This is a genomic window from Mycolicibacter sp. MU0083 (assembly GCF_963378075.1).
GTDB classification, from domain to species: Bacteria; Actinomycetota; Actinomycetes; order Mycobacteriales; family Mycobacteriaceae; genus Mycobacterium; species Mycobacterium kokjensenii.
The window spans coordinates 2,546,695-2,568,650 of the sequence record NZ_OY726394.1; the positions used below are offsets into that span (position 1 = coordinate 2,546,695).

Sequence of the window (21,956 nt, forward strand, 5' to 3'; positions counted from 1 at the left end):
CGCGATGGCGGTCAGTGCGTGGCGCGGGCGGCGGGCGACACGGCCAGGTAGTTGACCGCCTTCTCCACCCCGCCCAGTTGCGACGGGTGGAAGCCGGGACGGTAGTAGGAGGCGATCGCGGGAAGGAATTCGAAGGGCGAGGGCACCAGGCCGCGTCGTGCCGCGATGAACCAGTCCCGCCATCGCGGCTTGACGCTCGCGGGCAGTTCGGGGTCCACCTTGTACATGAACCGGAGGCCGCGGATCCACAGCAGCAGCATCAGCGGCGTGACGATCAACTGGGTGCGAACCTGTCGTAGGTAGCCGGCCCGCAGGTGTTTCATCACGTCGAAGGCCACCGCTTTGTGTTCGACCTCCTCGGCACCGTGCCAGCGGAGCATGTCCAGCAGAGCCGGATGCACCCCGGCCCGGTCGAGTGCGGGGCTGTCCAGGATCCACTCGCCGAGGATCGCCGTGTAGTGCTCGACGGCGGACACCAGTGCCAGGCGTTCGAGTAGCCAGCGCTGCTGCCGGCGTTTGCTCCAGTTCGGTCGGTCACCGAGCATGGTGCCGAACAGCCATTTCATCTGGTCGGTGAACGGCGCCATGTCGACGCCACGGGTGGCCAGGTGGTCGACGATCCCGGCGTGAGCCTGCGAGTGGGTGGCCTCCTGGCCGATGAAGCCCTGGACGTCGAGCCGCAGTTGGTCGTCCTTGATCAGCGGTAGTGCCTGTTTGAAGATGTCGACGAAGAATTCCTCGCCCGCCGGCAGCAATAGGTGCAGCACGTTGCAGAAGTGCGTCACGAACGGCTCGCCGGGCACGTAGTGCACCGGCAGATCCGACCAGTCGAACCCGACGTCGCGGGCCTGCAGGACGATGCGCTCGTGATCCAGCGAGGCGTCGTGGGGACCGGCTGCGGTGTCGTCAACGCTGAGCATACGACCTCCTTTTCGACAAATATACGTCAAATGTCAAGAACCGCCGGTACCGGGTACATCGCCGGGATGGTCCGCTCACGGTGCGCGTGGCGCCGTCGTCGTGTTACGGCGTCGTTACGTTGTGATCGCTCTGTTACGGAGCAGTTACATTGTGCGGCCGCTGTTTAAGAGCCTGTTAACCAGCTTGAATCCCAAGCTGGCTATCAGGAAACGTCAAGGGCAACGCTTGAGCCGACTCCCCCAGCCGGCCTTTTTTATGAGGAGAAGCCTTTGTCTTTCGTAACCGCGTACCCGGAAGAACTGACGACCGCGGCCGACAGTCTCGGAGGTACCGGCTCCGCACTCGCCTCCCTGAACGCTGCCGCGCAGGGGCCGATCACCGGTGTGGTTCCGCCGTCCAGCGACGACGTATCGGCCCTGACCGCGGCGAAGTTCGCCGCGCACGGACTGCTCTACGAGCAGATCAGTGCACAGGCCACCGCCATCCACGAGATGTTCGTCGCCGCTCTCGCCGGCAGCGCGACCTCGTACGCCGCAGCGGAAGCCGCCAACGCGGCGGCCGCGGGCTGAGCCGAGAGGAACGCGACATGGATTACGCAGCCTTGCCGCCGGAGATCAACTCCGGACGGATGTACGCCGGCCCGGGCACCGGGTCGTTGCTGGCCGCCGGGGCGGCTTGGGATCAGTTGGCCGCCGAGTTGCATACCGCGGCATCCAATTACCAGTCGGTGATCTCCGGGCTCACCAGCGGAGCCTGGACCGGGGTGGCCTCGACACGCATGGCCGCCGCAGCCGGGCCATACATCACCTGGCTCAGCGCCACCGGCACGCAGGCCGAACAGGCCGGCGCGCAGGCCAAGGCCGCCGCGGCCGCGCACGCGAGCGCCTACGCGATGACGGTGCCCCCACCGGCCATCGCGGCCAACCGCGCCCAGTTGGCGACCCTGGTGGCCACCAATTTCTTCGGCCAGAACACACCGGCCATCGCGGCCACCGAGGCGCTCTACGCCGAGATGTGGGCCCAGGACGCCACCGCGATGTACGCCTACGCGGCCGCAGCCGAGACGGCGTCGCAGATGACGCCCTTCGCGCCGCCGCCGCAGACGGCCAACCCCGCCGGCGCGGTCGCGCAGAGCGCTGCCGCGACCCAAGGAGCCGGGCAGGCCGCTACCTCCCAGGTCCTGCAGGGGTTGTCGAACGCCCTCGTCGGCTCGGCGGCGGCGGGTGACTCGGCGCTGCCCGCCATCTTCAGCGAACTGTCGACGTTGGGCGCCGCTCCGGTGTCCACCTTCATGAGCACCGCCATCATCGCCGCCTTCATCCCCGAATACCTCATCGCCGCCGCGGACCTCCCGTCGCCGTTCGGTCTGTCGGAAGCCGCACCGGCCTCCATTGCCGCCGGTGTCGGGTTGGGCCTGGCTCCGGTCATGGCAGCGCCCGCATCGGCTGGGCTGGCATCGGCGACGACGGCCGGCGTCGGCACCGCACAATCGGTCAGCGGCCTGTCGGTGCCGAAGGCCTGGGCCACCGCGGCCCCGGAGATGCGTCTGGCCGCGGCAGAATTCGCGGCTGCCAACGTCGTCGCCAGCGAAAGCGCTGCCGGCGGAATGCTTTCCGGTATGCCGCTGTTCGGCGGTGCGCCACTGATGGCGATGGGTGGCCGCGGAGCCAACGGCCAGTACCGGGAGAACAAGTCGGTCGAGGACGCCAAACGGAAAGCCGTCCGGGGGCGACGCTCCACCATGTGGTGACACGACGACATAGACCAACACCGATTTTTAATGTGAGGAGAGCAGTTTCATGGCACGTTTTATGACGGATCCGGATGCGATGCGCGCGATGGCGGGTCGTTTCGATGTGCATGCGCAGACGGTGGAGGATGAGGCGCGTCGGATGTGGGCGTCGTCGACGAACATCTCCGGTGCGGGCTGGGGTGGTCTGGCCGAGCGGACCTCGATGGACACCATGGGGACGATGCAGACGGCGTTTCGCAACATTGTGACGATGTTGCACAGCGTGCGTGATGGGTTGATTCGGGATGCGAATCACTACGAGCAGCAGGAAGCTGCGTCGCAGCAGATCCTGTCGGGCAGCTAGAGGCGAGAGGGAGTCCAGAGATGTCGATCAATTACCAGTTCGGTGATGTCAATGCCCATGGTGCGTTGATTCGTGCGCAGGCGGCGTCGTTGGAGGCCGAGCATCAGGCGATCGTGCACGATGTGATGGCTGCCGGTGATTTCTGGGGTGGTTCGGGTTCGGTGGCGTGCCAGGAGTTCGTGACGCAGTTGGGTCGCAACTTCGCGCTGATCTACGAGCAGGCCAACGCTCACGGTCAGAAGGTGCAGACCGCCGGCAACAACATGGCCAACACCGACGCCTCCGTCGGTTCCAGCTGGGCCTGAGCGCCGCGGGTCAGCCGGCCGCCAGATCGGCGACGATCTCGGCGGCCGGCCCCGAACGCGCACTGCGGTAGGCGGTTCCGGCCCACAGGCTGGTCCCGTGCGGGTCGTCCACGGCCACCGCGGCCGCCCGAATCGGTGCCGTCATGTGGTTGATCTCGGGGTATCCGATCGGCGCCACGTCGCTGAAGGCGCGGGTGAAATCGTTCTCCAGGCTGCGGGCATAGCGGCCGGAGAATGCACACGTCACCGTGGTGTTGGTGAACTCCGGGTTGGTCAGCGCCGCCCGGTGCGTGGGGTTGGTGCCCGCTTCGTCGGCCAGCAGCAGTGCGGTGCCCACCTGCGCGGCCTGCGCGCCGCGGGCAAGCACCGCGGCGACATCGGCGGCCGTGCCCAGGCCACCCGCCGCGATCAGGGGGACGTGCCCGTGCGCGTGACGGATCTGTGCCAGCAGATCCTCCAGGGAATCGGTTCCCGGCTCCACGTCGGGGGCGAACGTGCCGCGGTGACCTCCGGCCGCCGGTCCCTGCACCACCAGCGCCTCGGCGCCGTGCCCCAGCGCGACACCGGCCTCATAGGCCGACGTCACCGTGACCACGGTCAGGATTCGCAGGCTACGCAGCAACTCCAGCTCATCCGGTGTCGGCGTTCCGAACGTGAACGACACCACGTGGGGCCGCAGATCGGCCACCACCTGGAGCTTCTCCGGCCAGCAATCGTCATCGCCGAAGCGGGGCCGGCCCAGCTCCACCCCGTAGTACTCGGCCAGCGGATCCAACAGCTCGACGTAGTCGTCGAGCAACACCACATCGGCGCCACTGGGCTGCGGGACAAAGAGATTGACCCCGATCGGAGCGCTGGTGGCCGACCGCGTCGCGGTGATCTCGTCAGCCAATTGCTGCGGCGTACGGTAACCGCCGGCGAGAAACCCCAGCCCGCCCGCCTGCGACACCGCGGCCGCCAACGCCGGTGTAGTGGGACCGCCGGCCATCGGCGCGCCGATCAACGGGATCGAAAGCTCGGAGAGACTGAACGCCATCTCTCTAGCCTGCCATCGACCGCAAGCGCCGCGGAAGCGCCCCTTTCGACCGGTACGGACCCAGAACCGCCACCCCGTAGGGCTGACGCAACAGTTCGCGGGCTACCGCATTGACCTCGTCGAGGGTGACCGCGGACAGTTCCCGCAGGGTTCGTGCGATGGGCCGGTGCCGGCCGTAGTTCAACTCGGTACGGCCCAACCGGTTCATCCGCGAGCCGGAATCCTCGAGCCCCAGCACCAATCCGCCGCGCAGCGAGCCCTTGGCGATCCGGCACTCCTCGGCGGTGATCCCGTCGCGGGCCACTTCCTCGAGCACCTCGGTGGTCACCGCCGCCACCTCGGCGAAGCGGTCCGGTTGGCAGGCGGTGTAGACCGACAGGGCACCGGCGTCGGCGAAGGTGTCCACCGACGAGTAGATCGAGTACGCCAGGCCGCGGGTCTCCCGAATCTCTTGGAACAGGCGGGAACTCAATCCTCCCCCCAGTGCGGTGTTGAGTACCGCCAGGGCCTGCCGGTGTTGCCAGTTGCGTCCCGGGGCGCGCACCCCCAGCGACATGTGGGTCTGGTCGGCATCCCGGTTGACGACGGTCAGTCCCGGGGTTCCCGGGATGCGGGCGGCGCCGCGCCGCGGTGCGACGGGCTCCCGGCCGCGGACCAGTCGGTGCCCGAAGTGTTCTCGCACCAACGCCACCACCGTGGCGTGGTCGATATTGCCGGCGACGGCCACCACCATGCGTTCGGGCGTGTAGCGGCGCTGGTGGAACGACCGCAGCTGGGCCCGGGTCATCGATGACACCGATTCGACGTTTCCGATCACCGGCCGCCCGATCGGATGATCGCCGAACAGCGTCGACAAGAACACGTCGCCGAGGGCGTCCTCGGGATCGTCGTCGCGCATGGCGATTTCCTCGAGGACCACGTCGCGTTCGAGGTCGACGTCGGCGGCCGCGCACGATCCGTTGAGCACCACGTCGCTGACCAGTGCTACGGCCAGCTCCAGGTCGGTGTCGAGTACGTGGGCGTAGTAGCAGGTGTGCTCTTTGCCGGTGAAGGCGTTGAGTTCACCGCCGACGGCGTCCATCGCCTGGGCGATACCGGTCGCGGTGCGGGTCGGAGTCGCCTTGAACAGCAGGTGTTCGAGGAAGTGCGCGGCCCCGGCGACCGTGGTGCCCTCGTCACGGGATCCGACGCCGACCCAGACGCCCACCGACGCCGAGCGGACCGCGGGGAGGTACTCGGTGACCACCCGCAGTCCACCCGGCAGGGTGGTGCGTCGCAGTGTGGCGCGCGGTCGCGCCGCGATGTCAGCTTTCGGCAGGCGCGGCATCGGCAGACTCGGCGGCCCCATCGCTGGTCGCTTCTGCTGCGTCGTCGACCGGCACCAGTGAGATCTTGCCGCGGTTGTCGATGTCGGCGATCTCCACCCGGATCTTGTCGCCGACCTTGACCACGTCTTCGACCTTGGCGACCCGCTTGCCCTTGCCGAGCTTGGAGATGTGGACCAGGCCGTCGCGTCCCGGCAGCAGCGACACGAACGCGCCGAAGTCGGTGGTCTTGACCACGGTGCCCAGGAACCGCTCGCCGATCTTGGGCAGCTGCGGGTTGGCGATGGCGTTGATCTTGTCGATCGCGGCCTGCGCGGACGGGCCGTCGGCGGCACCGACGAACACGGTGCCGTCGTCCTCGATGGAGATCTGGGCGCCGGTCTCCTCGGTGATCGAGTTGATCATCTTGCCCTTGGGCCCGATCACCTCGCCGATCTTGTCCACCGGAACCTTGATGGTGGTGACCCGCGGCGCGTAGGGGCTCATCTCGTCGGGCTCGTCGATGGCCTCGGCCATCACGTCGAGGATGGTCATCCGGGCGTCCTTGGCCTGGGCCAGGGCGCCGGCCAGCACCTGCGACGGGATCCCGTCGAGCTTGGTGTCCAGCTGCAGGGCGGTGACGAAGTCCTTGGTGCCGGCGACCTTGAAGTCCATGTCGCCGAAGGCGTCCTCGGCACCCAGGATGTCGGTCAGCGCGACGAAGCGACGCTCGGTCTTGCCGTCAACCTCGACGTCGTCGGAGACCAGGCCCATGGCGATGCCGGCGACCGGAGCCTTCAGCGGCACACCGGCGTTGAGCAGCGCCAGGGTGGAGGCACACACCGAACCCATCGAGGTGGATCCGTTGGAGCTCAGGGCTTCCGACACCTGACGGATGGCGTACGGGAACTCTTCGACGCTGGGCAGCACCGGGACCAGCGCGCGCTCGGCGAGCGCACCGTGGCCGATCTCGCGACGCTTGGGCGAACCGACGCGGCCGGTCTCACCGGTCGAGTACGGCGGGAAGTTGTAGTGGTGCATGTAGCGCTTGGACTTCTCCGGCCCCAGCGAGTCGATCTGCTGGGCCATCTTCATCATGTCCAGCGTGGTGACGCCCATGATCTGGGTCTCGCCGCGCTCGAACAGCGCGCTGCCGTGCGCCCGCGGGATCACCGCGACCTCGGCCGAGAGCGCCCGGATGTCGGTGATGCCACGGCCGTCGATGCGGAAGTGGTCGGTCAGGATGCGCTGGCGCACCAGCTTCTTGGTCAGGCTGCGGTATGCCGCGCCGATCTCCTTCTCGCGACCCTCGTAGGTCTCGGCCAGGCGGGCGACGACCTCGGTCTTGATCTCCTCGGTGCGCTCGTCGCGCTCGGCCTTGCCGGCGATGGTCAGCGCCTTGGCCAGCTCGTCGGTCGCGACCGAGGCGACCGAGTAGTAGACGTCCTCGCCGTAGGGCGGGAACAGCGGGTAGTCGGCGGTCGGGCGAGCGGCGGCGTCGGACAGTTCCTGCTGGGCCTTGCACAGTGCGGCGATGAACGGCTTGGCGGCCTCCAGGCCTTCGGCCACCACGGTCTCGGTCGGCGCCTGCGCACCGGCCTCGATCAGCTCGATGACGTTCTCGGTGGCCTCGGCTTCGACCATCATGATCGCGACGTCGCCGTCGTCGAGGAGGCGGCCGGCCAGCACCATGTCGAAGGCCGCACCTTCCAGCTGCTCGACGGTGGGGAACGCCACCCAGGTGCCGTTGATCAGCGCGACCCGCGCCGCACCGACCGGACCGGAGAACGGCAGACCGGCGAGCTGGGTGGATGCCGAGGCGGCGTTGATCGCGACCACGTCGTAGAGGTCGTTGGGGTTCAGGCTCAGCACCGTCACCACGACCTGGACCTCGTTGCGCAGGCCGTCGACGAACGACGGGCGCAGCGGGCGGTCGGTGAGGCGGCAGGTCAGGATCGCGTCGGTCGACGGACGGCCCTCACGGCGGAAGAACGAGCCGGGGATCCGGCCCGCCGCGTACATCCGCTCCTCGACGTCGACGGTGAGCGGGAAGAAGTCGAAGTGGTCCTTGGGTGCCTTGCTGGCGGTGGTCGCCGACAGCAGCATGGTCTCGTCGTCGAGGTAGGCGACGACACTGCCGGCGGCCTGCTGTGCCAGCCGACCGGTCTCGAAGCGGATGGTGCGCTTGCCGAAGGTGCCGTTGTCGATGACAGCGGTGGACTCGAATACGCCTTCTTCAATTTCAATTGCAGACATGGAAGCCCGTACGGCCTTTCCTGGTTCGTTCAACTGTTTCGCTACGTCAGACGTGCGTCAGCGAAGAACCTGGATGCGGCTACGGTCGTCGATCGAAGCGGCCGGGATACTGGCGACGTACTCCCCAGACCCGGCTGCCACTACCGAAGACCGCCCGACTCAGGTCTGGCTGATCGCACCGAACGAATCCCGTCGTGACGTGCCGGAGTGACCACGCGGATGCGGGGGTCACACCGATGCCCGGGCCCACTGGGCCCGGGACGGTCTCACTCTACACGGCGGCGATACCGCCGAACCGGTTCGTCGTCAGCGACGCAGGCCGAGGCGCTCGATCAGCGAACGGTAGCGCGCCACATCGGTCTGGGTCAGGTACTTGAGCAGCCGGCGGCGACGGCCGACCAGCAGCAGCAGACCGCGCCGCGAGTGGTGGTCGTGCTTGTGCGTCTTGAGGTGCTCGGTGAGGTCGACGATCCGCTTCGTCAGCAGCGCGACCTGAGCCTCCGGCGAACCGGTGTCGGTCTCGTGCAGCCCGTAGCTGCTCAGGATCTCTTTTTTCTGCTCAGCGGTCAGCGCCACGAAAACTCTCCATCAATCGGTCCCGCGAATTTCATGTCGGTGGCCACCGCGGACTGCAGCACACCGAGCGGGAAGCTTAGCAGTGCGCGGGCGCTTCGACCCAATCGGCGGCGGTCAGCCCTCGGCGAGCATGCCGCGCGTCTCTTCGACATCGGCGTTGATCGCCACCACCAGCTCTTCCACGGAGTCGAACTTGCGTTGGCCGCGGATCCGGCTGACGAAGTCGACGGCGACCCGCTGGCCGTACAGGTCGGCGTTCTCGTCGAGGACGAAGGCCTCGACGGTACGGGCCCGGCCGGAGAACGTCGGGTTGGTGCCCACCGACACCGCGGCCTGACAACGCTGGCCGGCGACGACGGTGCCCGGCACCGGGCCGTGCCCCAGCACGGTGAACCAGGCCGCGTACACCCCGTCGGCGGGGATCGCGGCGAAGGCCGAGGGCGCCACGTTGGCGGTCGGAAAACCGAGGTTGCGGCCGCGACCGTCGCCGCGCACCACCAGTCCCTCGACCCGGTGCGGCCGGCCCAGCGCCTCGGCGGCCGCAGTCACATCACCGGCGTCCACGCAGGACCGGATGTAGGTCGAGGAGAACGTGACCGATTGGGCGGCGGCGTCGTCGCGTTCGGCCACCAGCGACACCGCTTCCACCCCGAAACCGAACTGTTCCCCGGCCCGGCGCAGGGTCTCCACGTTGCCGGCGGCCTTGCGGCCGAAGGTGAAGTTCTCCCCCACCACGACGTCCACCACGTGCAGGTGCTCGACGAGCAACTGATGGATGTAGCGGTCCGGGGTCAGCTTCATGAACTCCGGGGTGAACGGGATGACCAGGAACACGTCGATGCCGGACTGCTCGACCAGTTCGGCACGGCGCGCCAGCGTGGTGAGCTGCGCCGGATGGTTGCCGGGATAGACGACTTCCATGGGATGCGGATCGAAGGTCATCAGCACCGTCGGCACACCACGGGCTTTGCCCGCCCGCACCGCATGCGCGATCAGCTCCGCATGACCGCGGTGCACACCATCGAAGACGCCGATAGTGAGCACACATCTGCCCCAGTCTGTGGGGATCTCGTCCTGCCCCCGCCACCGCTGCACGAGCACCAGCCTAAACTGTCCGTCGTGAGCCCTTGGGAGCAGTCGGACGGGCTGAGCAGCGTCGCCCAGGACTACCTGAAAGTCATCTGGACCGCCCAGGAATGGTCACCGGAGAAGGTCAGCACGAAAATGCTGGCGGAGAAGATCGGTGTGTCGGCCAGCACCGCCTCGGAATCGATCCGCAAACTGGCCGACGCGGGCCTGGTCGACCATGAGAAGTACGGTGCGGTGGCGCTGACCGATGCGGGCCGTCGGGCCGCACTGGCCATGGTGCGTCGCCACCGCCTGATCGAGACGTTCCTGGTGCGCGAACTCGGTTACCGCTGGGACGAGGTGCACGACGAGGCCGAGATCCTCGAGCACGCGGTGTCCGACCAGATGATCGCGCGTATCGACGCCAAACTCGGGTACCCGCAGCGCGACCCGCACGGTGACCCCATCCCGGCATCCGACGGGCAGGTGCCCACGCCCCCGGCGCGCCAGTTGTGGGCCTGCACCGACGGGGAGGCCGGCACGGTGGCCCGGATCTCCGACCACGATCCGGAGATGCTGCGTTACTTCGCCCAGGTGGGGATCTGCCTCGACGCCCGGGTTCGCGTACTCGCCCGGCGCGACTTCGCCGGGATCATCTCGGTGGCGCTGGACTCCCCGGATTCCGCCGATGGCAGCCAAGCGACCATCGATCTGGGGAGCCCAGCGGCCCAAGCGATCTGGGTGGTGTGATCAGCGCTCGGCGCGCTGGTACGCGGTCACCACGGCCGCACCGCCCAATCCGATGTTGTGCTGCAGTGCGGCGTTGACGCCGTCGACCTGACGCTTGTCGGCGGTGCCGCGTAGCTGCCAGGTGAGTTCGGCGCACTGCGCCAGACCGGTCGCGCCGAGCGGGTGCCCCTTGGAGATCAGTCCACCGGAGGGGTTGACCACCCAGCGCCCACCGTAGGTGGTGTCGCCGTTGTCGATCAGGGTTCCCGCTTCGCCTTCGGCGCACAGTCCGAGGGCTTCGTAGAGCAGCAGTTCGTTGGCCGAGAAGCAGTCGTGCAGTTCGATGACCTGGAAGTCCTGCGGGCCGAGGCCCGATTGGTCATAGACACGTTGTGCCGCCTGCACGTTCATGTCGTAGCCGATCAGGTTCTTGGCGGTGCCGTCGAAGCTGGAGGCGAAGTCGGTGGTCATCGCCTGCCCGACGATCTCCACCGCTCGCCCGGCCAGACCGTGCTTGTCGACGAAGGCCTCACTGGCCAGGATCGCCGCACCGGAGCCGTCGGAGGTCGGCGAACACTGCAGCTTGGTCAGCGGGTCGTAGATCATCCGCGAGCCGAGGATGTCGTCGAGGGTGTACTCGTCTTGGAACTGGGCATACGGGTTGTTCACCGAATGCTTGTGGTTCTTGTAGCCGATCTTGGCGAAATGCTCTGCGGTGGAACCGTATTCCTTCATGTGTTCGCGTCCGGCGGCACCGAACATCCACGGCGCGACCGGGAACGCCGCCTCGGAGATGGCGGCCAGCGCCATCACGTGCTTCTCCATCGGCTGAGCACGGTCGTCGTAGGTGGTCCCCAGCGAACCGGGCTTCATCTTCTCGAATCCGAGCGCGATGGTGCAGTCGGCCAGTCCGCCCCGGATGGCCTGAGCGGCGAGGTAGAGCGCGGTGGAACCGGTCGAGCAGTTGTTGTTGACGTTGACGATCGGGATGCCGGTCATGCCCAGCTCGTAGAGCGCGCGCTGGCCGGCGGTGGATTCCCCGTAGACGTAACCGACATAGCCCTGTTCGACGGCGGTGTAGTCGATGCCGGCGTCTTGCAGCGCGTTGGTGCCCGACTCGCGCGCCATGTCGGGGTAGTCCCAGCCTTCACGGCGTCCGGGCTTCTCGAACTTCGTCATTCCGACGCCGATCACGTACACCTTGTTAGCCATTTTCACTCCCTAGCTGTGCTGTTGCGGGTGAGCATAGTTGTCGTCACAGGGTCGCCGGCCGGATCACGACCACCGACTTGGTTCGGTTCCCGGAATCTTCGAGCAGTGCCATCACCCTCCCGTCGGGGGCCGTCGCCGCATAGGTGCCGGCGATACCCGCCGGTGTCAGCGGGCGACCGTGACCGACATCGACCGCCTCCTCGGCGGTCAGGTCGCGGCGCGGGAAACCCTGCAGGCAGGCGTCATCGAGGCTGTAGCTCAACCGCGGTGTCTCGGCCAGTTCGTCGAGGGTTCGGGCCTGGTCCAGCCCGAAGCGGCCGGCGCGGGTTCGCCGCAGCGCGGTCAGATGCCCGCCGACGCCGAGTTCGTTGCCCAGATCCCGGGCCAGCGCGCGGATATAGGTCCCCGCCGAGCAGTCCACCTCGACCTCGAGGTCGATGAAGGGTTCGACGGCGCGTCCGACGTTGAGCACCTCGAAACGGCCGATGTGCACCGGCCGGGCGGGCAGTTCGACGGCGTGGCCTTCCCGGGCCAGCTGGTAGGACCGCTTGCCGGCGACCTTGATGGCGCTGACGGCCGAGGGCACCTGCGCGATGTCACCGCGCAGTCCGGCGATCGCCGCGGCGATCTGCTCGTCGGTGACGTGTGTCGCCGACGTCGTCTGCAACACATCGCCTTCGGCGTCCTCGGTCGAGGTGGTCTGGCCCAGCCGGATGGTGGCGGCATAGGACTTCTCCGAGGTGGTCAGCAGTCCCAGGATCTTGGTGGCCCGCTCGATGCCGATCACCAGCACCCCGGTGGCCATCGGGTCCAGCGTGCCGGCGTGGCCGACCTTGCGGGTGTGAAAGAACCGGCGACACCGGGAGACGACGTCGTGACTGGTGATCCCGGCGGGCTTGTCGACGATCACCAAACCGGGCGGCGGCGGAGTGCTCACAGCACGATCGCCGTCAGCACCAGACCGCCGGCCGTCGACCAGCGCCCGCGCAGTTCGGTCAGCGGCGGTCCGGACAGCGCCGCGGGGTCGATCAGGATTCGGGATACGAACGCCCCGGAGTCCCCGTCGTTCGCCGTCAGCGTGATGTGGGCGTCTTCGAATCCGAGCCACCGCTTGGTCAGCGGAAACCACGCCTTGTAGGTGGCTTCCTTGGCGCAGAACAGGATTCGGTCCCAATGCCGGTCGGCGGGCAGGGTGGCCAGTTCATCGCGTTCTTGCGGCAGGCTGATCGCCCTGAGTACGCCGTCGGGCAGCACATCGTGCGGCTCGGCGTCGATGCCCACCGATCGCACGTCGGTGCGACGGCCCACCACGGCGCCGCGAAAGCCGGCGCAGTGCGTCAGGCTGCCGACGATACCGTCGGGCCAGGTCGGTTCGCCCTTCTCCCCCTTGAGGATCGGGACCGGGGGCCGGCCGAGTTCTTCGAGTGCCAGCCGGGCGCAGTAGCGGGCGGTGACGAACTCGTTGCGGCGCTTGTCGACCGCACGGGCGATCAGTTCTTCTTCCTCGGGCAGCGGAGCCAGTCCGGGCGGATCCTCGTAGCGTTCGGCCCAGGCCAGCGAACCCGCAGGCGCACCGTGGAGAACGGTTCCCAGCAGCTTGCTCATCGCGCCCGCCGTTCCCGTAGCCGTTCGGCGAACTTCGCGCTGGCCTCCCGCATCTCGTCGGTGATGGTGAAGTGACCGCCGAATTCGTTGAGGTAGCCGGGCGGGTACTGCGGGTCGGGCAGGATCTGGCGCAGCCAGCGGTGCGGCTGGCGTCGCCGCCACTCCCGCGGGTAGCCCACCGAGACCTCCTCGAAGCGCACCTCGTCGTAGTAGGTGGTGCGCGGGATGTGCAGGTGCCCGTAGACCGAGCAGATCGCGTTGTAGCGGGTGTGCCAGTCGGCGGTTTCGGTGGTGCCGCACCACAGCGAGAACTCCGGGTAGAACAGCGCATCGCAGGGCTGGCGCACCATCGGGAAATGGTTGACCAGCACGGTCGGCGTCATCCAGTCCAGGTCTTCGAGGCGCTTGCGGGTGACGGCCACCCGATCGCGGCACCAGGCGTCGCGGGTGCCGTAGGGCTCCGGTGACAGCAGGAACTCGTCGGTGGCCACCACGTTGTTCTCCCGGGCGATGGCCAGCCCCTCGGCCTTGGTGGATGCTCCGGCCGGCAGGAACGTGTAGTCGTAGAGTAGGAACATCGGCACGATCGTGGCCGGGCCGCCTTCTTCGGTCCAGACCGGGAAGGGGTGTTCGGGGGTGATGACGCCCATCTGGTCGCACATGTCGACCAGGTAGTCGTAACGCGAGCGCCCGAAGATCTGCATCGGGTCTTTGTTGGTGGTCCACAGCTCGTGGTTGCCGGGCACCCAGATGACCTTCGCGAACCGTTTGCGCAGCAGGTCCAGCGCCCAGCGGATCTCGTCGGTGCGCTCGGCGACGTCGCCGGCGACGATCAGCCAGTCGTCACCGGTGGCCGGATGCAGCGACTCGGTGACCGGCTTGTTGCCCATGTGACCGGTGTGCAGGTCCGAGACCGCCCACAGAGTCGGGCCCTGCGCGGCCCTCAGCTTGTGCGTAGTCACGAGGATTGAGCCTAATCGGTAGGCCAAAATTAGAACGTGTTCTCGCCTTCGGGGCAGTGGCCGAGGCCACAACTTGTACACTCCCGGCAGAACACCGGGCGGAAGCGAGGAGTGTCATGCTCACCAAACTGCGTCTCATCACCGCGCTCGGCGCGCTGGTGATGGCCGTCGTGATGGTCTGGCAGCAGGCACCCCTGCGCAGCGACGTCGCCACCGGTAGTTCCGCGGTGCAGTTGCGCTCCACCGCCATCCCGCTGGCACCGCCGACCACATCGAGCAAAGCGGTCAACATCACCAACCCGCGCCCGTTCGACGCCTGCGAGGACATCCCCTTCAACGTCATCGAAGAACTGGGTCTGGCGTTCACCCCGCCCAAGCCGGTCGAAGGTGTGCGCTGCGAGTTCGACGCCGGCAACTACCAGATGGCCGTCGAGACCTTCGTGTGGCGCAGCTACGACGAATCCATTCCGGCCGATGCGATCGAGATGGACATCAACGGGCACCGCGCGGCGCAGTTCTGGGTGATGAAGCCCACCGAATGGAACAACCGGTGGTGGGTCTCCTGCATGGTGGCGTTCAAGACCAGCTACGGGTTGATCCAGCAGGCGCTGTACTACTCGCCGGTGTATTCGAACCCGGACATGGACTGCCAGGCCGAGAACCTGATGCGCGCCCACCAGCTGGCCCCGCACTACAAGTACTGAGCTGTGACGAGCACGTCCGCCCGCACCACCGGCCCCCGTCTGGCCGACGTCGTCGCCAACCGCGTGCTGCGGCGACTGCCGCCGCCCACCACCGGCTATACGGTGCGCCGCGAACAGATCCCGATGCGCGACGGGGTGTTGCTGCGAGCAGACCACTATCAGCCGACCGGCGAGGTGGCCGGCACACTGCTGGTGCGCTGCCCCTACGGCCGCGGTTTCCCGTTCGCGCTGGTGTTCGCCCGGATGTACGCGGCCCGCGGCTACCGGGTGATCCTGCAGAGTGTGCGCGGCACCTTCGGCTCCGGCGGCGTTTTCGAACCGATGGCCAACGAGGCCGCCGACGGTGCCGACACCGTGGCGTGGCTGCGGACCCAGCCCTGGTTCACCGGGGCCTTCGGCACCATAGGTTTGTCGTATCTGGGTTTCACCCAGTGGTCATTGCTGGCCGACCCGCCGCCGGAACTCAAGGCCGCGGTCATCACCGTCGGCCCGCACGATCTGCACCAGTCGACCTGGGGTGTGGGATCGTTCTCGCTCAACGATTTCCTGGGCTGGAGCCACATGATGGCCCACCAGGAGGACCGCCCCAGAATCCGCGCCGGCCTGCGGCAGTTGACCGCGCAACGCCGGGTCCGACGTGCCGCCGCGGAACTGCCGCTGGGGTCCGCCGGACGCAAGCTGTTGGGCGACGGTGCAGGCTGGTACGAATCCTGGGTCGAGCACCCCGAGGCGGACGCGTTCTGGGACCGGTTGCGCTACCCGGTGGCGCTGGAGCAGACGTCGGTTCCGGTGTTGTTGCTCGGCGGCTGGCAGGACCTGTTCTTGGATCAGAGCCTGGCGCAGTTCCGGGCACTGCGCGATCGGGGCGCCGAGGTGGCACTGACCGTGGGCCCGTGGACGCATACCGAGATGCTGACCAAGGGCTTGCAGACCGTGACCGGCGAATCCCTGGCCTGGCTCGGCACCCATCTGGCCGGCTCGGGCGGGCCGCCGCGGACAAGTCGGGTTCGGACGTACGTCACCGGCGGGCCGGGCTGGCGGGAGATGCCGGATTGGCCACCGCAGACAGCCGACCGGTCGTGGTGGCTGCAGCCCGGCGAGGGGCTGTCCGAGACTCCCCTGCCCGGCGATGCGGCCGACTCCGTCTGTTTCACCTACGACCCGGCCGACCCCACCCCGACCGTGGGCGGACGACTGTTGGCTCCGGGTGGTGGCTATCAGCGCGACGACAAACTGGCGCGGCGTGCCGATGTCCTGGCGTTCACCGGTGCCGCACTGACCGACGACGTCACGGTGTTCGGCAGTCCGGTGGTGGAACTGGCGCATTCCAGCGACACCCCGTATGTCGATGTGTTCGTCCGGGTCAGCGAGGTCGACGCGCGGGGACGGTCCCGTAACGTCAGTGACGGCTACCGGCGGTTGGAGAACGCCTGCGGCACAGTGCGTATCGAGCTCGATGAGATCGCGCACCGCTTCGCCGCCGGATCTCGCATTCGGCTGTTGATCGCCGGAGGCAACCATCCCCGGTACGCACGCAACCTCGGCACGGGTGAGCCGGCCATCAGCGGTGCCGCGATGCGGACCGCCACCCACACGGTGCGGCTGGCCGGTTCACGGTTGTTGCTGCCCGCGGACCGCTGAGACGGCCGAGGCCAACAGGTCCGACTCGGTCGTCGAGCTCCTTCGTTATACCGGTAGTCGGGATTCTCGCCGGCCCCCGCGACGGCCGGCTTCACCGCCCGACCTCCCGGTGCAGACATTCGGACTCCACGGTCCCGGCGCTGAGGTACGCCGGGACCGTAGACCCCGATCGGGAGTAGGGCTGGGCGGTCAGCCCTCCGCCTGGATCACGGCGCAGTTCGAGTTGGTCGGCACGCCGTTGAAGCGATCACTGACCCAGCTCATGCTTCGCTCACCGTCGACGAACTGCGGCAACAGGATATTGATGTCCATCTTGTTCAGAAACGGGGGCTGCTCGTTGGTCCACAGTTCAACGTCCGCGCCCAATCTGCACCAGTCACGCGCGGTGTCGTGCGCCGACGTGTAAGGCGCCAGCGGATCCCACCTATTGTGTGAGATATACACCGGCCCTTTGGGTTTGATGTTTCCCACTCGCTGAGAGGCGAAGATCGTCTTCAGGGGTTCAGCCGAGGCCACCTCGTTAAGGTCGTCTTTGAACCAGAACTGCAGATGGCGGAACGCGTAGTCCACACCACCCTGCACCAGGCAGGTGTGCCCACTCCAGTCCAGCATCTGCACGCCACGCGGAGTCAACGCATCCCAAATCGCTTGTTCGGTCTCGGGATACGACGCTTGGATACCACGCAACAGGTAACCGGCGAGCACCGCCAAGAAGTTGCCGTCAACGCCTGGGATGGCCTCGACCACGTGGGTCAGCGGCGCATTGGCGTAGGTACCCACGATATTGAGTTCGGGAGCATACGACGGCGCCAACTCGGCCGCCGACAGCGACGCCTGCCCACCGGACGCCCAGCCCCAGAACGCCACCGGACCATGCGGATCCAGAGACGTTCCCGGCAACTTCTGGGCTGCCCTCGCCGCGTCGATCAACGCGGTACCGGCCGCAACCCGATTCAAGAACTGTGGCGACTGCGGTCCATGCGTACCCAAGCCGACCCCGTCGGTCACCACGATTGCGAAGCCACGGGCCAACAGCGTCGCGATAAAACCCTCTTCGTAGTTGAACATCAGGTCGAATCCCTGAGAGAAGTGAATGCCCTGGTCGAACAGGCGTGACGGGGCGCACTGCTCACCGACTCCGTACGGCCCGGTCGCATAGGCGATCAGGGGTCGCGGCCCGCTGCCGGGCCAGGGCACGTCGGGCTCGATGTAAGCACCGGTGACCGCAACCGGATGCGATTGAGCATCGGTTCCTCGGTACATGATTCGCGTCCCGGTCCCGACGAAGGAACCGAGCTGACCCGACGGCTCCAACACCAGTCGCAACGGCTCGGTCCGGATCAGATCACCGGGCTTCCCGGCCGGTAGCGGCTGCGGCGGGGTGTAGAACGCTTCGTACTTGATGTCATCGGCATTCGCCACCGGATCGGCACGCAGTGCGACAACCCCGCTCACCACCACAACGACGGCGATCACCACAGTCATGCCGCGCCCGGGACGCCGGCACTCGATACGCGTCCGCCACCGTTGCATCACCCCGGACCGGTCTCGTGGTCTCATCGAAATCCTCATTGGTTCTTCCTTTTTGGACGCTTGGATTTGGTGGGCTTACCAGAACGCGCTACACCACCGTGCGCCGGACGGTGATTCAGGACGGAATGAAAATCGAGTCGACGCCGAAGCGCAACGGACCTCCGAGCAACCGGGACAGGTCACGGAGTCGTGAACAGCGGCTTAGCGTTTCATAACAATTAGCTCCAAGCCGAGCGGAACTGCGCAGGCTCAACACTCGGCAGTGCTTCGGGAAAGTACCGGCCCGATCCAGGTCTGACGGTTCCGCGACGGTTGGAATCAGCTTGCTTCTAGCCGAACCGGCCGACGAATGCGCTGGTCAGTCCTGGTGTGTGCCGCAAAGCCGGAAGTCGGGCGTCTTGCCCAGTCCGCCGGCTACGCGTTCTATCTCGTCATCGCCCGACATCACCGGCACAGAGATTCTTTGCGCCACTTAAGTCCCCGAGGAGCACACCATGACCATCACCACCGAACGCCGGACGGCCGACAAGCAGACCTTCCCCGATCTGCTGGCTGTCGCAGACCGCGTCGCCGAGCGGTTGCGTCAGACTGCCGCCGAACGCGACCGCGCCAATGCGACGCCGCGCGCCGAGATCGAACTGCTGCGGGACAACGACCTGCTACAGGTTCAGGAGCCCGTCGAGTACGGCGGCTCCGGGCTCGATTTCGCGCAAGCATCACAGATAACCCGGCGGATCGCCCGTGGTGACACCTCGATCGCTCATCTCCTCGGCTACCACTACGCACAGACCCGGGTCGCCACGCTGTTCGGCACGCCCGCACAGGCGGAAGCCCAGTCACGACGCAATGCCGCCGAGAAACTGTTTTGGGGCGGAATCCAGAATCCGCGCGGCAGTTCGGGCCTGGTCCTGACGCGCGACGGCGACGGCTTCCTGCTCAACGGAAGCCGGACTTTCGCCAGTGGCGCCAGCACCGGTGACCAACTCTCGGTCACCGCGCTGCTGGACGGTTCGCAGGTTTTCCTGTCCCTCGATACCCGAGGCGGCCGACAGGGTTTCACCTTCCTCGATGACTGGGACAACATCGGTCAGCGCCTGACGGACTCCGGCGGCGTCCGTGTCGTCGATGCGCGCATCGCGCATCACGAGGTGCTCGGTGCAGAGCCGTTCACCGGCGGTACCTTGAGCCCTTATCAGACCCTGATCACCCCGCACTGGCAGTTGGCGTTCGTCAACTTCTATATCGGCACCGCCGAAGGGGCACTCACCGAAGCACTGAATTGGACTCGGGACCGCGCCACCCCGTGGGAGTCCTCCGGTGTCGACCGGGCCACCGACGATCCCTACATCCTGCAGACGGTAGGCGAGCTGGTGAGTCAGGTACGCGCAGCGGCACTGTTGGCCGACCGTGCCGGCGATGCCCTCCAGGCCGCGGTCGACATCGGCCCTGACCTGACCGGAGACCAACGGGCCGACGCCGCCATCGCGGTGTATGAAGCCAAATACCTTGCCACCGAAGTCGGTTTGCAGACCGCCAGCCGCCTATTCGAGATCCAGGGTGCCCGCGCCACTACCACCGCATACGGTTTCGACCGGCATTGGCGCAACCTACGGACCCACACACTGCACGACCCGGTGTCCTACAAGGCGCGCGAAGTCGGCGACTGGGTGCTCAACCGCCGTCGCCCCGAGTTCTCGCTGTACCGCTGATGGGTATCACGCTGCACTGGTTCCTGCCCACCAACGGAGATTCCCGCAGTGATCTGAGTCTGGGGAACGCCGTCGGCTCTGCGGGAAGCCGGGTGAACGACTTCGGCGCCGACCGCGCCCCCGATTTGGATTACCTGCGCCTGGTCGCGGGCGCCGCGGAGAAGCTCGGCTTCACCGGAGCGCTCACCCCTACCAGCAGCTGGTGTGAAGACGCCTGGGTGTTCACCGCCGCGCTCAGCCAATTCACCACCCGGTTCAAGTATCTGGTGGCGTTTCGCCCCGGCCTCCAAGCGCCCACCCTGGTCGCCCAGGCCGCGGCCACCTACCAACGGATATCCGGCGGTCGGCTGTTGCTCAACGTCGTGACCGGCGGTGACGACTCCGAGCAGCGCCGGTTCGGTGATGGCTTGGCCAAGGACGCCCGCTACCGGAGAGCGGGTGAGTTCCTCACCGTGTTCCGACAGCTGTGGTCCGGACAGCCCGTGACCTTCCACGGCGATCACCTGTTCGTCGAGGACGCGACGATCGTACCCGCGTCGACCTGGCCCGAGATCTATCTCGGTGGGTCCTCGCCGGCCGCGATCGATGTCGCGGCCGAGCACGCCGATGTCTATCTCACCTGGGGCGAACCACCCACGCAGGTCGCCGAGAAGATCGACACGGTGCGCCGGCGAGTCAAGGATCTGGAGAGGGTTCGCGCGGCCGCCGGTGAACTGCGGTTCGGGATCAGGCTGCACGTCATCAGCCGGCCCACCTCGGCGGAGGCCTGGGCTCAAGCCGACCGGTTGTTGGCCGGATTGAGCCCCGAACAGATCGCTCGCTCCCAACAGATCCAACGCAGCTCCGGATCGGAGGGCCAACGCCGGATGACCGCCTTGCACGGTGGCCGCACCGACCGGCTCGAGGTGTCGCCGAATCTGTGGGCAGGCGTCGGTCTGGTCCGAGGCGGCGCCGGTACCGCTTTGGTGGGAAGCCACGAGGAGGTCGCCGACCGGATTGAGGAGTACCACCGCCTCGGGCTGGACGAGTTCGTGCTGTCCGGCTATCCGCACCTGGAAGAGGCGTTCTCGTTCGGCGAGGGCGTGGTGCCGATTCTGACCGAGCGAGGTCTGCTCCCCCGCTCCTCTCACACCCTGACCACCTAAGGGAGACAAGGCAATGCCGAACTACCCCACCGAGCCGCTGCGTTTCGCCTACTGGGTGCCCAATGTCAGTGGCGGCCTGGTCACCTCCACGATCGAGCAACGCACCGACTGGAGCTACGACTACAACGTCGCCCTGGCGCGCATCGCCGAGGATGCCGGCTTCGAGTACGCGCTGACCCAGGTTCGCTACACGGCCAGCTATAGCGCCGCATACCAGCACGAGTCGACGAGCTTCAGCCTGGCACTACTGCTGGCCACGCAACGGCTGAAGGTCATCGCCGCGGTGCATCCGGGCATGTGGCAGCCGGGAGTGCTGGCGAAGTGGCTGGCGACCGCCGATCACCTGTCGAATGGACGGGTTGCGGTCAACATCGTCAGTGGCTGGCTCAAAGAAGAATTCACCAAACTCGGCGAACCCTGGTTGGAACACGACGAACGGTACCGGCGCAGTGCCGAATTCATCGAAGCACTGCGGGCGGTCTGGACCCAGGACTCCGCCAACCTGGCCGGCGACTTCTACCGGCTCCGCGATTTCCGCCTCCAGCCCAAACCGCTGTCCTGGGAAGGGCGGCCGCATCCGGAGATCTTCCAGGGCGGCAATTCCACTGCGGCCCGGATCAACGGTGGTCGGCTGTCGGACTGGTATTTCTCCAACGGCAACGACTTCGACGGAGTCAGTGCGCAACTGGCCGATCTGCGTCGGGTTGCGGCCGATGCGGGCCGCATCGCGCCACCGCGCTTCGGCCTGAATGGTTTCGTGATCGTCCGCGATACCGAAGCCGAGGCCCGGGAGGTACTGCGGGAGATCATCGCCAAGGCAGATGTACCCGCCGTGCAGGGATTCGAGTCGGCGGTACGGCAGGCCGGCGCATCGACTGTAGACCGCCGCGGCATGTGGGCCGACTCCACATTCGAGGATCTGGTGCAGTACAACGACGGGTTCCGTACCCAACTGATCGGAACCGCCGAGCAGGTCGCCGAGCGCATCGTCGCCTATCGAAAGCTGGGTGTGAACCTGATCCTGGCCGGCTTTCTGCACTTCCAAGAGGAGGTCGAGGCCTTCGGCCGCAACGTTGTGCCGTTGGTCCGGGAGCTGGAATCCCATGCCGGGTTGGCGCCCGTACCGGAGCCGGCGCTGCCATGACCGCCGGTAC

General features: G+C 67.1%; 21 protein-coding genes. 10 read left to right on the forward strand and 11 right to left on the reverse strand.

From position 1 onward, the window contains the following. Nucleotides 1-11 precede the first annotated feature (11 nt). A complete protein-coding gene (locus tag RCP38_RS11835) occupies nucleotides 12-920 on the reverse strand; it encodes a metal-dependent hydrolase (protein WP_308473155.1) in 909 nt (302 codons plus the stop codon). 270 nt (nucleotides 921-1,190) lie between these two features. Here RCP38_RS11835 and RCP38_RS11840 point away from each other — a divergent pair, with 270 nt between their 5' ends. The 4 genes from RCP38_RS11840 to RCP38_RS11855 are packed head-to-tail and all read left to right on the forward strand — an operon-like array spanning nucleotide 1,191 to nucleotide 3,322. Then, the gene (locus RCP38_RS11840; RefSeq protein ID WP_308473156.1) at nucleotides 1,191-1,490 is read left to right on the forward strand and encodes a PE family protein; all 300 of its coding nucleotides are present in this window, start codon (nucleotides 1,191-1,193) and stop codon (nucleotides 1,488-1,490) included. A 17-nt stretch (nucleotides 1,491-1,507) separates the two neighbouring features. After that, complete coding sequence (locus RCP38_RS11845) at nucleotides 1,508-2,671, forward strand: PPE family protein (RefSeq protein WP_308473157.1); 1,164 nt, start codon at nucleotides 1,508-1,510, stop codon at nucleotides 2,669-2,671. 49 nt (nucleotides 2,672-2,720) lie between these two features. Beyond that, entirely contained in the window at nucleotides 2,721-3,017 is a 297-nt protein-coding gene (locus tag RCP38_RS11850; RefSeq protein WP_308473007.1) for a WXG100 family type VII secretion target, read from the forward strand. Between the two features lie 20 nt (nucleotides 3,018-3,037). Further along, a complete protein-coding gene (locus tag RCP38_RS11855) occupies nucleotides 3,038-3,322 on the forward strand; it encodes a WXG100 family type VII secretion target (RefSeq protein ID WP_308473006.1) in 285 nt (94 codons plus the stop codon). A 10-nt stretch (nucleotides 3,323-3,332) separates the two neighbouring features. On the opposite strand, the gene RCP38_RS11860 is transcribed toward RCP38_RS11855, so the two are convergent. The 5 genes from RCP38_RS11860 to RCP38_RS11880 all read right to left on the reverse strand — a co-directional run bounded on the left by RCP38_RS11860 (nucleotide 3,333) and on the right by RCP38_RS11880 (nucleotide 9,589). Continuing rightward, the gene (locus RCP38_RS11860; RefSeq protein ID WP_308473158.1) at nucleotides 3,333-4,358 is read right to left on the reverse strand and encodes a nitronate monooxygenase; all 1,026 of its coding nucleotides are present in this window, start codon (nucleotides 4,356-4,358) and stop codon (nucleotides 3,333-3,335) included. 4 nt (nucleotides 4,359-4,362) lie between these two features. Beyond that, complete coding sequence (locus RCP38_RS11865) at nucleotides 4,363-5,685, reverse strand: M16 family metallopeptidase (RefSeq protein WP_308473159.1); 1,323 nt, start codon at nucleotides 5,683-5,685, stop codon at nucleotides 4,363-4,365. Then, complete coding sequence (locus RCP38_RS11870; RefSeq protein WP_308473160.1) at nucleotides 5,663-7,918, reverse strand: polyribonucleotide nucleotidyltransferase; 2,256 nt, start codon at nucleotides 7,916-7,918, stop codon at nucleotides 5,663-5,665. The genes RCP38_RS11865 and RCP38_RS11870 overlap by 23 nt, the downstream gene beginning before the upstream one ends. Nucleotides 7,919-8,224: 306 nt before the next feature. Continuing rightward, a complete protein-coding gene (gene rpsO, locus RCP38_RS11875; RefSeq protein WP_308473161.1) occupies nucleotides 8,225-8,494 on the reverse strand; it encodes a 30S ribosomal protein S15 in 270 nt (89 codons plus the stop codon). Between the two features lie 114 nt (nucleotides 8,495-8,608). After that, nucleotides 8,609-9,589 carry a bifunctional riboflavin kinase/FAD synthetase gene (locus RCP38_RS11880; RefSeq protein WP_308473162.1) on the reverse strand — a complete coding sequence of 327 codons (981 nt, stop codon included), beginning with the start codon at nucleotides 9,587-9,589 and terminating at the stop codon, nucleotides 8,609-8,611. A 24-nt stretch (nucleotides 9,590-9,613) separates the two neighbouring features. Here RCP38_RS11880 and mntR point away from each other — a divergent pair, with 24 nt between their 5' ends. Further along, nucleotides 9,614-10,312 carry a manganese-binding transcriptional regulator MntR gene (gene mntR, locus RCP38_RS11885; protein ID WP_308473163.1) on the forward strand — a complete coding sequence of 233 codons (699 nt, stop codon included), beginning with the start codon at nucleotides 9,614-9,616 and terminating at the stop codon, nucleotides 10,310-10,312. On the opposite strand, the gene RCP38_RS11890 is transcribed toward mntR, so the two are convergent. Genes RCP38_RS11890 through RCP38_RS11905 form a run of 4 tightly spaced genes read right to left on the reverse strand, consistent with a single transcriptional unit; the run spans nucleotide 10,313 to nucleotide 14,070 of the window. Next, the gene (locus RCP38_RS11890; RefSeq protein WP_308473164.1) at nucleotides 10,313-11,503 is read right to left on the reverse strand and encodes a lipid-transfer protein; all 1,191 of its coding nucleotides are present in this window, start codon (nucleotides 11,501-11,503) and stop codon (nucleotides 10,313-10,315) included. It abuts the gene before it with no gap. 43 nt (nucleotides 11,504-11,546) lie between these two features. Beyond that, the gene (gene truB, locus RCP38_RS11895; protein WP_308473165.1) at nucleotides 11,547-12,440 is read right to left on the reverse strand and encodes a tRNA pseudouridine(55) synthase TruB; all 894 of its coding nucleotides are present in this window, start codon (nucleotides 12,438-12,440) and stop codon (nucleotides 11,547-11,549) included. Continuing rightward, on the reverse strand, nucleotides 12,437-13,108 hold the full coding sequence (pptT, locus tag RCP38_RS11900) for a 4'-phosphopantetheinyl transferase PptT (RefSeq protein WP_373692344.1): 672 nt from the start codon (nucleotides 13,106-13,108) through the stop codon (nucleotides 12,437-12,439). Before pptT ends, truB begins: the two co-directional genes overlap by 4 nt. Continuing rightward, entirely contained in the window at nucleotides 13,105-14,070 is a 966-nt protein-coding gene (locus RCP38_RS11905; RefSeq protein WP_308473166.1) for a metallophosphoesterase family protein, read from the reverse strand. Before RCP38_RS11905 ends, pptT begins: the two co-directional genes overlap by 4 nt. Nucleotides 14,071-14,186: 116 nt before the next feature. On the opposite strand from RCP38_RS11905, the gene RCP38_RS11910 reads away from it, so the two are divergent. Together RCP38_RS11910 and RCP38_RS11915 are read left to right on the forward strand one after the other, a co-directional pair. Further along, the gene (locus RCP38_RS11910) at nucleotides 14,187-14,774 is read left to right on the forward strand and encodes a DUF3558 domain-containing protein (protein WP_308473167.1); all 588 of its coding nucleotides are present in this window, start codon (nucleotides 14,187-14,189) and stop codon (nucleotides 14,772-14,774) included. Between the two features lie 3 nt (nucleotides 14,775-14,777). After that, the gene (locus tag RCP38_RS11915) at nucleotides 14,778-16,415 is read left to right on the forward strand and encodes a CocE/NonD family hydrolase (RefSeq protein ID WP_373692345.1); all 1,638 of its coding nucleotides are present in this window, start codon (nucleotides 14,778-14,780) and stop codon (nucleotides 16,413-16,415) included. A 189-nt stretch (nucleotides 16,416-16,604) separates the two neighbouring features. Here the strand turns inward: RCP38_RS11915 and RCP38_RS11920 are convergent, their stop codons facing one another. Further along, entirely contained in the window at nucleotides 16,605-17,900 is a 1,296-nt protein-coding gene (locus tag RCP38_RS11920; RefSeq protein WP_308473168.1) for a lipase family protein, read from the reverse strand. A 542-nt stretch (nucleotides 17,901-18,442) separates the two neighbouring features. On the opposite strand from RCP38_RS11920, the gene RCP38_RS11925 reads away from it, so the two are divergent. From RCP38_RS11925 to sfnG, 3 genes are read left to right on the forward strand one after another with little or no spacing between them, the layout of a single operon-like run. Next, the gene (locus RCP38_RS11925) at nucleotides 18,443-19,657 is read left to right on the forward strand and encodes an acyl-CoA dehydrogenase family protein (RefSeq protein ID WP_308473169.1); all 1,215 of its coding nucleotides are present in this window, start codon (nucleotides 18,443-18,445) and stop codon (nucleotides 19,655-19,657) included. Next, nucleotides 19,657-20,802 carry an LLM class flavin-dependent oxidoreductase gene (locus RCP38_RS11930; RefSeq protein WP_308473170.1) on the forward strand — a complete coding sequence of 382 codons (1,146 nt, stop codon included), beginning with the start codon at nucleotides 19,657-19,659 and terminating at the stop codon, nucleotides 20,800-20,802. Before RCP38_RS11925 ends, RCP38_RS11930 begins: the two co-directional genes overlap by 1 nt. 13 nt (nucleotides 20,803-20,815) lie before the next feature. Beyond that, on the forward strand, nucleotides 20,816-21,946 hold the full coding sequence (gene sfnG / locus RCP38_RS11935; RefSeq protein WP_308473171.1) for a dimethylsulfone monooxygenase SfnG: 1,131 nt from the start codon (nucleotides 20,816-20,818) through the stop codon (nucleotides 21,944-21,946). Nucleotides 21,947-21,956 lie beyond the last annotated feature (10 nt).

Excerpts from the sequence above, each read along its gene's own strand:
- RCP38_RS11835 (WP_308473155.1), bottom strand. The coding sequence starts at position 920 with ATGCTCAGCGTTGACGACACCGCAGCCGGTCCCCACGACGCCTCGCTG.
- RCP38_RS11845 (WP_308473157.1), top strand. The coding sequence starts at position 1,508 with ATGGATTACGCAGCCTTGCCGCCGGAGATCAACTCCGGACGGATGTAC.
- RCP38_RS11850 (WP_308473007.1), top strand. The coding sequence starts at position 2,721 with ATGGCACGTTTTATGACGGATCCGGATGCGATGCGCGCGATGGCGGGT.
- RCP38_RS11855 (WP_308473006.1), top strand. The coding sequence starts at position 3,038 with ATGTCGATCAATTACCAGTTCGGTGATGTCAATGCCCATGGTGCGTTG.
- RCP38_RS11860 (WP_308473158.1), bottom strand. The coding sequence starts at position 4,358 with ATGGCGTTCAGTCTCTCCGAGCTTTCGATCCCGTTGATCGGCGCGCCG.
- RCP38_RS11865 (WP_308473159.1), bottom strand. The coding sequence starts at position 5,685 with ATGCCGCGCCTGCCGAAAGCTGACATCGCGGCGCGACCGCGCGCCACA.
- RCP38_RS11870 (WP_308473160.1), bottom strand. The coding sequence starts at position 7,918 with ATGTCTGCAATTGAAATTGAAGAAGGCGTATTCGAGTCCACCGCTGTC.
- RCP38_RS11890 (WP_308473164.1), bottom strand. The coding sequence starts at position 11,503 with ATGGCTAACAAGGTGTACGTGATCGGCGTCGGAATGACGAAGTTCGAG.
- pptT (WP_373692344.1), bottom strand. The coding sequence starts at position 13,108 with ATGAGCAAGCTGCTGGGAACCGTTCTCCACGGTGCGCCTGCGGGTTCG.
- RCP38_RS11910 (WP_308473167.1), top strand. The coding sequence starts at position 14,187 with ATGCTCACCAAACTGCGTCTCATCACCGCGCTCGGCGCGCTGGTGATG.
- RCP38_RS11920 (WP_308473168.1), bottom strand. The coding sequence starts at position 17,900 with ATGACTGTGGTGATCGCCGTCGTTGTGGTGGTGAGCGGGGTTGTCGCA.
- RCP38_RS11925 (WP_308473169.1), top strand. The coding sequence starts at position 18,443 with ATGACCATCACCACCGAACGCCGGACGGCCGACAAGCAGACCTTCCCC.
- RCP38_RS11930 (WP_308473170.1), top strand. The coding sequence starts at position 19,657 with ATGGGTATCACGCTGCACTGGTTCCTGCCCACCAACGGAGATTCCCGC.
- sfnG (WP_308473171.1), top strand. The coding sequence starts at position 20,816 with ATGCCGAACTACCCCACCGAGCCGCTGCGTTTCGCCTACTGGGTGCCC.